Below are 14,054 nucleotides of genomic sequence, written 5' to 3' on the forward strand. Positions count from 1 at the left end.
AGCCAGTATAGACAATCAAAGCAGATGATTTTAAATTAGTAAACGCTAATATAGGTATTGAGAACACCATGGAACAGTCATTATTAAGATGGATCGCTTTTATTACATTGCTGTTGTCAGCCAGTTTTACTGTTAACGCGGAGGGGCTGCCTCATACTGAAGCGGTTTACAAAAACTACGCTCGTCAGTGGACTTATGATGGCAATGTTGAAGCCGTCAATCAGGCAACTGTTTCGTCACATGTTTCTGCGCAAGTGGCTGAGATTTTTTATGACGTCAATGACCGAGTAGAAAAGGGCGCGCTGATTTTACGTTTTAACGACGAAGAAATTAAAACCCGTTTATGGCAAGCAGAAGCGAATCTGCTGGCTGAACAAGCCCAGTTAAAAGAAGTACAGGCAAGATATAAGGAAGCTGCAGCAGAAGCCAAACGAATCAGTGATTTATACCAACGCAAACAAGTGACACGCTCCGCGCTGGATAAAGCCGTAGCAGATAAATCAGCCACGGCGGCGCGGGTCAATGTATTAAATGCCCAAATCAAAGCCCGCCAAGCGGAAGTGAAGCAAGCCAAGGTGGAGCTTTCCTATACCGAAGTTCGGGCACCTTATGCCGGTGTAATGACTAAGCGTTGGATTGAAGTTGGCGAAATGGCAACACCAGGTCAGCGCTTAATGTCTGGCCTGTCACTGGATGATTTGCGCGTGGTATTTTCAGTGCCGCAAAAACAGTTAAACGAAGTGATGGCTGCCAAACTGGACGTGATATTACCTTCAGGCAAACATCTATCGCATTTGAAGAAAACCCTGATCCCGGCGGCAGATAGGCTGTCACACAGTTTTATTATTCGCTTGGATCTGCCACAGAAGCTCGATGCTGTTTATCCCGGAATGACAACAAAAGTCACTGTATTTGGCCGTGAACAATCGCTGCTGGTTATTCCGAAACAGGCGTTAGTCAGTCGTGCAGAAGTAGATGGCGTTTATATTTTTAACCAAGAAAACGTACAGTTCAGACAAGTCAGAATCGGCGAGGAGTTTGATGATGGCTGGGTAGAAGTATTATCAGGTATCGATGCTGGTGAGCAGGTAATAACGGAACCTGATAGGGCATTACCTTATTTAAAGAAACAGCATGATGCATCCTGACACATTAGGTTTATCTGGTCGTATTGCCAGGTTCTTTCAGGATAATGCCCTTACTCCGTTAATTGCGCTGTTAGCGCTGTTATTAGGATTGTTTGCGCTGATGGTCACCCCGCGTGAAGAGGAACCGCAGATTGATGTAACGATGGCAGATATTTATATTGCCTATTCTGGTGCATCAGCGAAAGAAATAGAAAATCTGATCTCGACGCCGGCAGAGCAGGTTGTCAGTGAAATTTCTGGCTTGAAGCATGTGTATTCGGTATCCAAACCGGGACTCGCTATTATCACTGCACAGTTTGAAGTGGGCGAGAACCGTACAGACGCGATTGTGCGTTTATACAATAAAATCTATTCCAATATGGATTGGCTGCCAAAAAACTTAGGTGTGTCCCAACCCATTATTAAACCAAAAGGCATTGATGATGTGCCGATTCTGACACTGACTTTATGGCATGAAGGCCAGCAGGATTCCAGTCAGTTAAAACAGTTAGCACAGTCCCTGGAAGTTGAACTGAAGCGGATTCAGGGAACGCGGGATATTTATACTGTTGGCGGCGCTGATACGGTGGTTAATATCACCTTAGATCCTGAGGCAATGGCGGCCTATCATATGGATAGTCATAGCTTGGGTTTGGCATTGCAAGCAGCTAACCAATCTGCTGAATCTGGTGTAACAATCAAAAATAATCAAACAACAGAGATTCAGGCTGGTGAGTTTATCGTAGACGTGGATACGCTGAAGTCGCTGATAGTCGGTGTATTTGATCAAAAACCAGTCTATCTCAGTGATGTGGCTACTATTTCACTCGGGCCTGAACAACCGCGTCAATATGTCTGGTTTGGCACTGGGCCTGCGGCTGCAGACAAACAACTTAATACACAAGGTGAGTATGATGCAGTAACGCTCGCCATTGCCAAGCAGCCCGGAACCAATGCAGCCGATATCGCTGATGCGGTTTTAACACAGGTGGATGCTCTGAAAGGGGTGATGATTCCGCATGATGTAAATGTAACGGTGACACGGAATTATGGTGAAACGGCTAATCAGAAAGCCGATACGTTGATCCACAAACTGATTTTTGTCACGGTGGCTGTTGTGTTGCTGGTGCTATTTGCACTGGGCTGGCGTGAAGCCCTTATTGTTGGCACTGCCGTTATTATTACCTTGTTATTGATGTTGTTTGCCTCATGGGCGTGGGGTTTTACCTTAAACCGGGTGTCGCTGTTCGCCTTAATTTTTTCTATTGGTATTCTGGTCGATGATGCGATTGTGGTGGTGGAGAATATCCACCGCCATATTCAGAAGGGGAAGTTGACTTTAAAACAGGCTATTCCACTTGCTGTGGATGAGGTCGGTCAGCCAACCATATTGGCGACACTGGCGGTGATTGCTGCCTTATTACCAATGGCCTTTGTCAGTGGCTTAATGGGCCCTTATATGAGCCCGATTCCCATCAATGCCAGTATGGGCATGCTGCTGTCATTATTGGTGGCTTATATTGTGACACCATGGATGGTGTTGAAAATACTCTCGGACTCACGTTCGACCAAGCATGAGCATGCTGCAGAATCACGATATCTCAGTTTTTTTCAGCGGGTATTGGGGCCATTTTTATTAAATGAACATGCTGCTCGTCGACGAAAACTTCTGTGGGCAATACTTGTTGGGCTAGTCATCCTCTCCGTTGGTCTTGCTGCAATGAAACTGGTTATTCTGAAAATGCTGCCCTTCGATAATAAATCTGAAGTGCAGATTGTGATTGATATGCCAGAAGGCTCACCATTAGAAAAAACAGCAGCGGTAACGCGGGCCTTAACAAATTACCTTGCCAGCGTGCCGGATGTGACCGATTATCAGGCTTATGTCGGCACAGCTCCACCGATAAATTTTAATGGGCTGGTCAGGCAATATTATTTACGTGAAGGCTGGTATCAGGCAGATATTCAAATCAATCTCAGAGATAAACATCTGCGAAACCAACATAGTCACGAGATAGCCTTGCAGTTACGCGAGCCACTGACAGCGATTGCCGAGAAATGGCATGCACGCATTAAAGTGGTGGAAGTGCCTGCCGGACCACCTGTGTTATCCCCGATTGTGGCTGAACTCTATGGCCTGACGGAGTCACAGCGACAGGATCTGGCTAGACAAATGATGGATGTATTGCAGCAAACTGATGGTATCGTCGATATCGATAGCAGCGTTGAGGCCAAAGCCGCCAGACAGGTCATTACGGTGGATAGAAATAAAGCCATGCTGTTTGGTTTGAATCAGCAGCAAATTGTTGATGCTATTCAGTTGGCCTTGGCTGGTCAGGATGTGACGTATCTGCATGATGAGCAGGTGAAATATGCCATACCACTGCGTCTGCAATGGCCAATCAAGGATAAAGCCAATCTTGATGCTTTATTGAATATCAAACTGACCAACCAACAGGGCACGATGATTCCTTTAGCTGATGTGGTCACTGTCGTTAACTCAGAGCATCAGCAAACCCTTTACCACAAAGATTTGCAGGCGGTGACATATGTGACCGCAGATATGGCAGGGAAGGTGGATAGTCCCTTGTACGGGATGTTTTCAGCTTACCAGCAATTAGCATCGGTGCCGGTGCAGCAATATTTGATTTCAGCCCCCCGGTTAGCCACCGAGGATTCAGTGAAATGGGATGGAGAATGGCAAATCACCTACGAAACATTTCGTGATATGGGCTTAGCTTATGCGGTGGGGATTATTCTGATCTATCTGCTTATCGTGGCGCAGTTCCGATCTTATTTGCTGCCATTAATCATTATGGTACCGATTCCATTAACGGTGATTGGTGTTATGCCCGGACATGCTCTATTTGGCGCGGCATTCACAGCAACATCGATGATTGGCATGATTGCGATGGCGGGTATTATCGTGCGTAATTCTATTTTATTGGTCGACTTTATTCGTCATGCCATGGCAGAGGGAATGTCTGCAGAAAACGCTGTGATTGCCGCCGCTGCAACTCGTGCAAAACCTATTCTGCTAACAGCACTTGCGGCGATGGTAGGGGCAGTATTTATTCTGGATGATCCGATATTTAATGGACTGGCTATTGCCTTATTATTCGGGATTCTGGTATCGACCTTATTGACCTTGCTGGTTATTCCATTGCTGTATTACAGCTATATCAAGACTCGATAAGTGTCATGCCGCCTGTCAGTTCACCTTCACGTAAACGTTCAGCCTGACGTTTTAATGTATGACGAATCAGTATATTACGATCCATTTCATCCATATGGGTGAAGGCCATACGTAGTAAATAAGGTGTTTCAGCCGGAGCTTGTTCGATTTTGTCACAACCAATCACGGTTGCCAGTGTATGAATCGTACTAGCCGATGGCACTAACTGCATAAAGAGTTCGACATAATCTCTAGGCATAATAGGGGTGGCAACCAATAAGGCAATGCCACCCCCACTCAAGTTTACGTCGGTCAGTTTTTCAGGATTGATAGGGTTATTGTGGCGCTCGATACGCTGAGCAATCAGATTGACCTTATCATCTAATAAACGCAGAGCACGTGCGATTTCACGATCATGCTGGCTGATTTGATCCAGTAAGTGTGAAAACACATTTTGCATGGTACGAAGCTGAGCACGTTCAGAATCACCGTCATTGTCTGATGATTGTGAAATACGTTTTGCGACTTCACCAACGTGCGTTTTTTCCACAGGTTTGAACTCAATCACTACCGAGTCATTGATTCGAAAAAACTCACGTCTGTCTGAACCTGAATGCTGCATCACTCTCTACCGTTATCCTTAAAAGCTTAATGTCACTTAATCGGCCTGAATATAAGATTCTTTATATCATGTTCCGACTAAGTTGCCAGCATTAAAGGTTTTCGGATGCGTAATCAGCCAGTCTTGAACGCTCACCTCGTAGCAGCGTAATGTGACCACTGTGCTGCCAATATTTAAAGTGATCAACCACATAGGTCAGGCCCGATGTGGTCTCACTCAAATAAGGAGTATCAATTTGAGCGATATTACCGAGGCAGACAATTTTCGTGCCTGGACCTGCGCGGGTAATCAGGGTTTTCATCTGTTTTGAGGTTAAGTTTTGTGCCTCATCAATAATTAAAAAGCGATTCAGGAATGTGCGACCGCGCATAAAGTTGAGTGAACGGATTTTGATCCAGCGTTGTAATAGATCATTAGTAGCCTGGCGACCCCATTCACCACCTTCCGTTTTATTTAATACCTCAAGGTTATCCATCAAGGCGCCCATCCAGGGTGTCATTTTCTCTTCTTCGGTGCCTGGTAAGAAACCGATATCTTCACCCACAGGTACCGTGACACGGGTCATGATAATTTCACTGTAGCGCTTGTGTTCGACCGTTTGTGTTAACGCTGCCGCTAAGGTTAATAAAGTTTTACCGGTACCTGCCTGGCCCAGTAAGCTGACAAAATCAACATCCGGGTCCATTAATAAATTAAGTGCGAAATTCTGTTCGCGATTGCGTGCTGTGATTCCCCAGATTGCATGATTGTCTTTACGGTAATCGTTAATAAGTTGGATATCTGCACTGGTCTCAGTAACCGAGCGCACCACAGCTTCAATATTATGATCTTCACCTGGCGAATAAATGAGCTGATTGGGATACCAGTCTTTGACAACATCGCCCTCGACTTCATAAAAAGTCTGACCATCGGCTGTCCATGATTCCAGGCGATTCAAATCATCCCAGAAATCAGCATTAAGCTCGCTGGCACCGCGATAAAGCAGATCCACATCATCCAGCACTTTATCGTTGTAATAATCTTCAGCGCAGATGCCTAATACAGTGGCTTTGATACGTAAGTTGATATCTTTTGAGACCAGAATAATGGTGTGATCTTTAATCGCTGCCTGTAGTGCAATCGCCACACTTAAAATGGCATTGTCACCTTGATGACTCGGTAACTCTTTAGGTAATTCCTGTTCCATTTGTGTGGTCTGAAAAAACAGACGACCACTGGCATTAGGCATATCACCACTATTTACACTGGGTAAGGGAATACCATTGGTGATCGCTTCATTATCTTCCGCCTGCAACAATAAATCATCGAGGAACCGGCTGACCTGACGTACATTACGGGACACCTCAGATAAGCCTTTTTTACCGCGGTCGAGTTCTTCTAATACAACCATGGGCAAGTAGATATCATGCTCATCAAAACGGAATAAAGCCGTTGGGTCATGCATCAATACATTAGTATCCAGAATAAACAGACGTTTACCTTCGGCGGGACGTTTGATCATTGGTTCGAGATCCTCTTTGGTTAGTTGGAGACCTGTGATTGATTATGGTGCAAGAAATCATTACTGCAAAGGGTGAACAACAATTATTTTATTGCTCAGGTTTATATAAATTTCCAAGCCCTTCACAAGTGGATATTTAGTGTTAATATGAAAAGCCTTCCCCGGACGATTCATCTTCGAATTTTTAACTATCATTCTGCTTTTATAGTTTGGTGTTTCTTGTAGATATTTCCCCCTATCTTATTGATTAATAAGTTCCAGAAACCTTCTTTATCTGATGTGACTAAATTGCTGAGCCCATAATGATTGACCGCTTTGCTCTGACTTAAAGTGAGTTTTCTTAGCTTAAAACGACGCGAAAGTTTTTCTGTTTTCAAAGCAAGCTGATATCAAAAACAGAGGCTTTTGCGATATCACTGCATAACCGTACTAGGATTCAGTCACAATTATCACTAGGACATCTTGTTCTGTATTCCGAGCAAGATTAGTGTTGTCGGACGAATTAGGTGGGTGTTATGAATCTTGTTTGAAAAATGAATCCTCCTATATCTATGTAGACATCTAAGGAGGTTGATTCCCCATGAAATTAAAAACAGTGTTGTGTGCAGTATTGGCTGGTCTATCGGTATCAAGTGTGGCTGTCGCGGACGTTACATTCGATGATTTAGTTGGCACCTGGTATGCCGAAACCCAGCATGATGGTGAAACCATGAAATGGTTAGTTAAACGTGAGGCTGATCAAAGTTATGCTGCTTTATTTTTAGTTTGTGACGGTGAAAACTTGTCATGGGTACAAAAAGAAAGAGGTCAGTGGAAGATAGAAGGTAAAGAATTACATACAGTCATTGCTGCTTTCCAGGACATGAATGGTAATCAGCCTGATCAGTTAGGCAAACAAATGCATTACGAAAAACTGGAATTAGATAATGACGAATTAAACTATGAGCAAAAAGATAACGATAATGTCTATAGCTTCAAACGCGTCAACGACGGCTATCAAATAAGCTGCCAATAATCGAAAAAAGTCAGCCTGCTCCAGGCTGACTTTTTAAATCAACTAACTCACTTGTTTTATGCAAAGCTTAAATAAGCTTCTGAAAAAATATGACTCATAACAACAGCTCAGCCGAAGGTATTTCTATTGTCTTGTTGGAAGATGTACCTGATTCAATGCGCAGTGAAATGAAGAAAGTGAACTAGACATTTATTATCGTTCCAGCATTACCAAAAAGAGGCAGAAATACTGCCCCTTTTTTATGTTGAAATGAATGAGTGCAATACCTATGCATTAAAGGCTTGTCTGTATCAGAGTGCCTTTTTAAGTCAATATGATGTACTTGTTCGCAGTGATAGTTCGGCGTTTACATTAAAATCACTTACATAATTAAATTACTACATAAGCTAAGTAACGCAGTAATATGAACTAGGGTATTCACAAATCAGCTTAAGGATGGGACTTTGTTTGTAGATGGGGTAAACAGCGATGTTTGTAAGACCATTTAAATTAAGCAGGAGGCTAAGAGCGCTAACAGCAAGAACACGTTTGGAATTGTTTTTGTTTACTCTGCTGATTTCTATTGGTATTGGTACCAGTCTGATTTTCTTTAAACATCATCTTGAGCACATTAATACTGAAGTATCTGAAACGCATGAGACGACGGTTAAACTGTTTAGACAATTCCTCAAGGCTGACGCTGCAGGGCTAGCAAGAGCGATTACTGCACTTTCCAGTAACGAAAAATTACTCAAGAATATGCAGTCTGGTCAACGCGATAAGATGTATGCTGAATTTGCAGACGATTTTGAACGCTTAAAAAAACAAACAAAAATTACCCACGCCTATTTTATTGACCCCAATGGCAATGTGACGTTGAGAGCACATAAGCCTGAACAGTTTGGGGACAATTTATCTCGCACTACCTATCTTAAATCGGCCTCGACACAGAAACTTGCCTGCGGTATTGAAATGGGCAAGAATTTTTACTCTCTCAGGTGTGTTCAACCAGTTTATCTCGGAAAGCAGCAGGAATTCATTGGTTATATTGAGCTAGCCGAAGAAATAGACCATATCTTTGAGCAATTAAAGGAAGCCACGGGAAATGACTTTGCCATTTTATTAGTGGATGGCTTTATTACATTCAGCGAGGCTACTGTTACAGGTCAGGAGTTTGGTCATTACCAGCTACTATATTCCACCAATACCGTTCTGATGGACACTCTTTTGCCCAAAGTGAATCTGGATGCTGGGTTTATATCTACAACGAATAATTTCATTACATTTCAAAACTAGAACTACGGTGTTGGTGTCAGCCCGTTTGAAGATATTACCGGGCAGATATCCGGAGTATTAGTATCGGTAGAGAATATTAGCCAGATCTATAAAAGTGCTGTACATGAGTTATGGATCAATATAGTGGGTGCATTGCTTATTATTTTGGTTACAGTTGTCTTGTTTACCATAGCTATTAAACGTGCTTTTAGTGCTATGGAATATGCCTTGGATGAACGTACTCGTCAGATTGAGTTTATGGCGCTACATGATGATCTTACCCAACTCCCTAATCGTGCCATGTTCTGCAAAATGGTTCAGCAACAGATTAGAGAATGTAAACGCTATCAACGCATTTTTTCGATGTTATTTATCGACCTCGACGGGTTTAAAGCGGTAAACGATAATTTAGGTCATGATGCTGGGGATGAGTTACTCAAGCAAGTGGCCAAGCGAATAAATACAAGCATTCGAGACAGTGACATTGCCAGTCGATTAGGTGGCGATGAATTTGTTGTTTTGCTGCCAGAAGTCTCTGGCGTCGAAGAGCATAAACATGTTGATGTGATTGCAGGACGTATTTTAAATACGATTGCCGAAGCCTTTGAGATCAATGGGCAAGTTATACATATTACTGCCAGCATTGGTATCAGTTGTTATCCGGAACATGGTGATAACGAAGATGAGCTTACTAAACATGCTGATGCCGCCATGTATGCAGCAAAAGAGTCAGGCAAAAATAGTATTCAACGCTATTCAGCAGAGCTCCACAGACAGTCTTTTGAGCGCAGAGTGCTGGAAGCAGACTTAAATAATGCATTACATAACCATGAATTTGAGATGTTCTACCAGGCCAAACTGGATTCACAGAGTGTTGAAGTTATCGGTATGGAAGCGTTAATTCGCTGGCATCATCCTAATTTGGGATTGGTTGAACCGAATGATTTTATAGGTATCGCAGAAGATACCGGGCTGATTATTCCCATCGGCAAGTGGGTAATGGAAACGGCTTGTCGCCAGAATATGCAATGATGGGAAAACGGTAATAAATTATTACCGATTGCGGTTAACTTATCACCTAAACAATTTAAAGATGAACATCTATTGGAAGATATTCTTAGAATACTGTCCGAAACCGGCATGCCTGCTCAGTATTTAGTTATTGAAATTACTGAACGCGTAGTGGTTGAAGATGCTGTGGAAGCTAATAGGGTTCTCAGGGCATTGAAAGAACTTGGTGTCGGATTAGCAATTGATGATTTAGGTGTGGGCTATTCATCATTTAGTAGTTTAGAAATTTTTCCGGTAGACAGTATCAAGATTGATCGTTCATTCATTCATGGGCTGCCTGAAAATCAGAGCAATAGTGCAATCACCGAAGCGATCCTTAACATGGCCGACCGGTTAGGATTTAATGTCATTGCTGAAGGTGTTGAAACCAGTGGGCAACTTGAGTTTTTAAGAAAATATCAATGTCCTCAACTCCAAGGACTTTATTTTAATAAACCTATGCCAGCAGAAGAGTTTGAGAAATACCTGAATGACAAAAAACAGATATCAGATTGATGACTGTGATTTTTGCAAATAAAGATATTGGGCCTCTCACCAAAATTGTGATGAGAGGCCGATTTAGACTTAATTGTAATGAGGTGTTTTTCTTCTTATTCCACACAAGCCAATCAAGGCTGAGCCTAATAACCAGAATGCAGCAGGAACAGGTACTGCGGAAATATTAGCACCATAGAGGTATTGAATACCGGCGATATCATCAGGCTGGAGACCACTTAATGAAGGATTGTAATAAGGTCCCATTACGGATTTAGATGCATCGGAGTGGCCCAAACCTAGTGAATGACCAATTTCATGTAAGGCCACCCAGAAAATACTGATTCCATCGACCAGGTTATCGATAGCCCATGTTTCTGATGTATCAAAATGGATGTCACCGGCGGCAGAATAGTTGTTGCTTGGATAATAAGCATGTGCTAATACATGACTTTTACCATCAATGGATTCACCACCAATTCGGATATCACCTGAGTTGGTTGTTGCATTAAACTCTGCGCCATCATCCGCTACTTCTTCAAAGTGAAGGTTAGCGACACTGCTCCATGCATTAAAGGCTTTTTTGATTTGCTCTTGAAAGCCTGAGGGCATAAAACTATCGAGTGAGCTGCATGTAGCTGTATCACATGTCTGACCACCTGTCATAAAGCTATAACTGACTGTGGCTCCGGTGCCAAATGTAGGGTCACCCCATTTTTTACCGTGGACCGTATATGCATGCGCAGTTGAGAAGAAAAATAAACAGAGTATAAAAGAAAAAGTTTTCACTGAAGTCATCCTTGTCTTAAGTTATCTATTACATTAGCTTGTTTAGCTAATGTGAAATTTATCACATTTTAGTCCCATTAGGATGTAAAAAACGGCAGATTAATGAATAAATATTCACAGTTATGACCAGTAATGAACTCGATAAAATGATATGGCAAACCGTTGCCAGCATCCCTTTTGGTAAAGTCATGACCTATGGGCAAATTGCGCTTAGCTGTGGTTACCCCGGCTATGCGCGCTATGTGGGAACCGTGCTAAAGAAATTACCTGCTGACACAGAATTACCCTGGCATCGCGTTATTAATGCACAAGGCCGATCTTCCTTTCCTGAGGGTAGCGATAAATATCAGGACCAGCTACAAAGGCTGAGGGCAGAAGCTATTGTGATAAATAATGGAAAAATAGCCTTATCGATTTATCAGCATCAGTAGTCAATAGTTCTTATCTGGGGATTGGCATGCCAGATATTTATTGATAAGACTATTTATGGCGTGAAGTGTCACTGATACCATATGTGTTTAAATTTCTGAGAACACCATGCAAGGTCTAATCTTAGCCATTCTGGCTTATACCATCTGGGGTCTTTTTCCACTCTTTTTCAGCTACCTGAGCCATGTGTCACCTATTGAAGTCACGGCGCACCGGATTATCTGGTCATTGGTAGCAACCTTAACCGTGGGCCTGGCTTTAAAACGTGGTAAGCATTTATGGGAAGCCTTACATAATAAAACGACCTTACTATGGCTTGGTGCCTCAGCGGTGTTCATTGCAATTAACTGGCTGGTATATATCTGGGCCGTTGGACAACACCGTGTGCTCGAGGCCAGTTTAGGCTACTTCATCATGCCTTTGGTCAGCTTGTTGATGGGAAGGTTATTATTAAAAGAGTCGCTGCATCCATTGCAGGCCATTGCTGGTGGTATTGCCTTCCTGGCAGTGCTTTGGGAGCTATGGTCGTTTGGCAGCTTACCGTGGGTTGGTGTTGTGCTGTCATTTGCCTTTGCCTTCTATGGTCTTATCCGCAAAATTCATCCGATTGATGGTATTAACGGACTGACAATAGAAGCCTTGTGGTTAATGCCTTTTGTTATATTGTGGATTGGCTGGCAGGCAAATTCTGGCGAGTCAATATTACAATTCGGTCATGACACAACGACAACTGTCTTGTTAATTAGCTCTGGTTTTCTGACGGCATTACCTTTGGTTTTATTTGCCATGGCAACACGACGTATCAACTTGTCGATTGTTGGTTTTATTATGTATCTCAATCCGACCATACAATTTCTGATCGGTGTGTATGTCCTCGATGAGCATTTTCCTCAAGCCCGCCTGGTCACGTTTATTCTTGTCTGGTTAGCAATGCTGTTGTTTATGCTCGGCATGTGGCAGCAACAAAAACAGAAGCAAGCTGCGATTAAAACTGACTAACACGGTTTTTTTCTCTGGTTTTTTCCTGCTCCACTAGACACTCTTTACTCAAAGCTGACTGGATTTGCTATAACTCACTGTCAAGTACAGCCATGACACGATGTTATATCGTTTGTGGCCCTTTCTGATGCTCAGCTGACGTATCTTTACCTAGAGTATTTTTTCATTTCAAGTCTCTCATAGCTTCATTGATAGAAAGCGTCATCATTGCCATGATTTTAATTTCAGTACAAAGCTCAGGCATATTTATTCAACTGTGCAAGTCGACATCTATCAACAGGTAATTTGCCAGCCTGACTGCCAAAATCTGCGTCTTAATTATTGCCTGCGGACCGACTTTTTTCTTGAAAAAGTCAGTCTTAACAATACTTTACACTTTAATTGGGTAATGATGTGGCTTTATTAATCAAAGGCTTACATTGACGCTGTCAGGACTTTTTAATGCCTTCCTCATTCTTTGCAACATTGCTTATTTTGCCATTGTCGTAGCTTTAACCGCACAAGCAATGTGATTAATTTGCCTGAGCATAACTTCTAGCTTGAGTTAATTTTAACGCTATAGGACGCAATCAAGACCATAAGCGTGATGGAGAAAAAAATGAATAATACGTTGATGAAACCAATGGGTATCGCCAATGCGGGTGATGAAATGTTCCAAATGATAGAACAGAATGTGTCCTCTCAGCTTATAGGTCAGAAAGAGTTAGTTCGATCCATGATGATTTGCTTGTTGTGTGATGGTCATTTATTGATTGAAGGTTTACCCGGATTAGCTAAAACAACAGCAGCAAAAACGTTTGCATCGGCTTTTGAAGGCGAGTTTATGAGAATTCAGTTCACACCGGATTTATTGCCTTCCGATCTCATTGGTACAGATATCTTTTTACAGGAGCAGGGGCGGTTTGAATTTCGAAAAGGGCCTCTTTTCAATCATATTGTATTAGCTGATGAAATTAATCGTGCACCGGCAAAAGTACAATCTGCTTTATTAGAAGCCATGGGTGAAAAACAAATCTCAATTGGTTTGGAAAGACACGAGTTACCCGATCTGTTTATGGTGATGGCAACTCAAAACCCCATTGAGCAGGAAGGCACTTATCGTTTACCAGAAGCACAACTCGATCGTTTTTTACTGCACGTTAATGTGGGATATCCCAGCCATAATGAAGAACTGCAGATTATTGAACTCGACGAAAAGCGTCACCAGCCCACAAGTGCTGATAAACCTTTGCCACATATTAATCAGGAGGCGATTTTTGCGGCACGGCAGAGAGTTAAACAAACTTATATAGACGAAAAGCTCAAGCATTATATTGTTTCACTGATTAATGCGACACGTGAGCCACAGAAGTACAGTGACAAGCTGGCTTCCTGGTTACATGTGGGAGCCTCACCAAGGGCAACATTAGGTGTGGTTAATGTTGCAAAGGCAATTGCTTATTTAGAAGGGGATGACTATGTGACGCCGTCTCATATTCAAGAAGCTGTGCCAAATGTATTACGCCACCGGATTGTTGAAGCTTTTGAAGCAGAAGCGGAGGGCATTTCACGGGATCAGATCATTCGTCATCTTCTTGAAGTGGTTGCATTACCGTAAG

At 42.6% G+C, this 14,054-nt stretch carries 10 protein-coding genes and 1 pseudogene; 8 read left to right on the forward strand and 3 right to left on the reverse strand.

The window, feature by feature from the left end; genetic code table 11:
• Positions 1–68: 68 nt before the first annotated feature.
• Together BM232_RS06220 and BM232_RS06225 are read left to right on the forward strand one after the other, a co-directional pair.
• Positions 69–1,148: an efflux RND transporter periplasmic adaptor subunit gene (locus BM232_RS06220; RefSeq protein ID WP_091712450.1), complete on the forward strand. Its 1,080-nt coding sequence runs from the start codon at positions 69–71 to the stop codon at positions 1,146–1,148.
• Positions 1,135–4,323, forward strand: coding sequence for an efflux RND transporter permease subunit (locus BM232_RS06225; protein WP_245752828.1), 3,189 nt, complete (start codon positions 1,135–1,137; stop codon positions 4,321–4,323). The genes BM232_RS06220 and BM232_RS06225 overlap by 14 nt, the downstream gene beginning before the upstream one ends.
• Here BM232_RS06225 and BM232_RS06230 read toward each other — a convergent pair.
• The gene (locus tag BM232_RS06230; protein ID WP_245752833.1) at positions 4,310–4,924 is read right to left on the reverse strand and encodes a PilZ domain-containing protein; all 615 of its coding nucleotides are present in this window, start codon (positions 4,922–4,924) and stop codon (positions 4,310–4,312) included. The genes BM232_RS06225 and BM232_RS06230 overlap by 14 nt on opposite strands.
• A gap of 91 nt (positions 4,925–5,015) precedes the next feature.
• Entirely contained in the window at positions 5,016–6,425 is a 1,410-nt protein-coding gene (locus BM232_RS06235; RefSeq protein ID WP_091712454.1) for a PhoH family protein, read from the reverse strand.
• Between the two features lie 580 nt (positions 6,426–7,005).
• On the opposite strand from BM232_RS06235, the gene BM232_RS06240 reads away from it, so the two are divergent.
• From BM232_RS06240 to BM232_RS15065, 3 genes and pseudogenes are all read left to right on the forward strand, one after another.
• Positions 7,006–7,440 carry a hypothetical protein gene (locus BM232_RS06240; protein WP_091712456.1) on the forward strand — a complete coding sequence of 145 codons (435 nt, stop codon included), beginning with the start codon at positions 7,006–7,008 and terminating at the stop codon, positions 7,438–7,440.
• Positions 7,441–7,908: 468 nt separating this feature from the next.
• Positions 7,909–8,715: a cache domain-containing protein gene (locus BM232_RS06245; protein WP_091712459.1), complete on the forward strand. Its 807-nt coding sequence runs from the start codon at positions 7,909–7,911 to the stop codon at positions 8,713–8,715.
• 237 nt (positions 8,716–8,952) lie between these two features.
• Positions 8,953–10,260 (forward strand): annotated as a pseudogene (locus BM232_RS15065) (putative bifunctional diguanylate cyclase/phosphodiesterase).
• A 69-nt stretch (positions 10,261–10,329) separates the two neighbouring features.
• On the opposite strand, the gene BM232_RS06260 reads toward BM232_RS15065, so the two are convergent.
• The gene (locus BM232_RS06260) at positions 10,330–11,028 is read right to left on the reverse strand and encodes a matrixin family metalloprotease (protein WP_177207269.1); all 699 of its coding nucleotides are present in this window, start codon (positions 11,026–11,028) and stop codon (positions 10,330–10,332) included.
• 122 nt (positions 11,029–11,150) lie between these two features.
• Between BM232_RS06260 and BM232_RS06265 the strand changes: the two genes are divergently transcribed.
• The 3 genes from BM232_RS06265 to BM232_RS06275 all read left to right on the forward strand — a co-directional run bounded on the left by BM232_RS06265 (position 11,151) and on the right by BM232_RS06275 (position 14,053).
• The gene (locus tag BM232_RS06265) at positions 11,151–11,459 is read left to right on the forward strand and encodes an MGMT family protein (protein WP_245752829.1); all 309 of its coding nucleotides are present in this window, start codon (positions 11,151–11,153) and stop codon (positions 11,457–11,459) included.
• Positions 11,460–11,565: 106 nt separating this feature from the next.
• The gene (gene rarD, locus BM232_RS06270; RefSeq protein WP_091712466.1) at positions 11,566–12,456 is read left to right on the forward strand and encodes an EamA family transporter RarD; all 891 of its coding nucleotides are present in this window, start codon (positions 11,566–11,568) and stop codon (positions 12,454–12,456) included.
• 622 nt (positions 12,457–13,078) lie between these two features.
• Positions 13,079–14,053 carry an AAA family ATPase gene (locus BM232_RS06275; RefSeq protein WP_091712850.1) on the forward strand — a complete coding sequence of 325 codons (975 nt, stop codon included), beginning with the start codon at positions 13,079–13,081 and terminating at the stop codon, positions 14,051–14,053.
• Position 14,054: the final 1 nt, after the last annotated feature.

The organism is Methylophaga sulfidovorans (assembly GCF_900114205.1).
Classification (GTDB): Bacteria; Pseudomonadota; Gammaproteobacteria; order Nitrosococcales; family Methylophagaceae; genus Methylophaga; species Methylophaga sulfidovorans.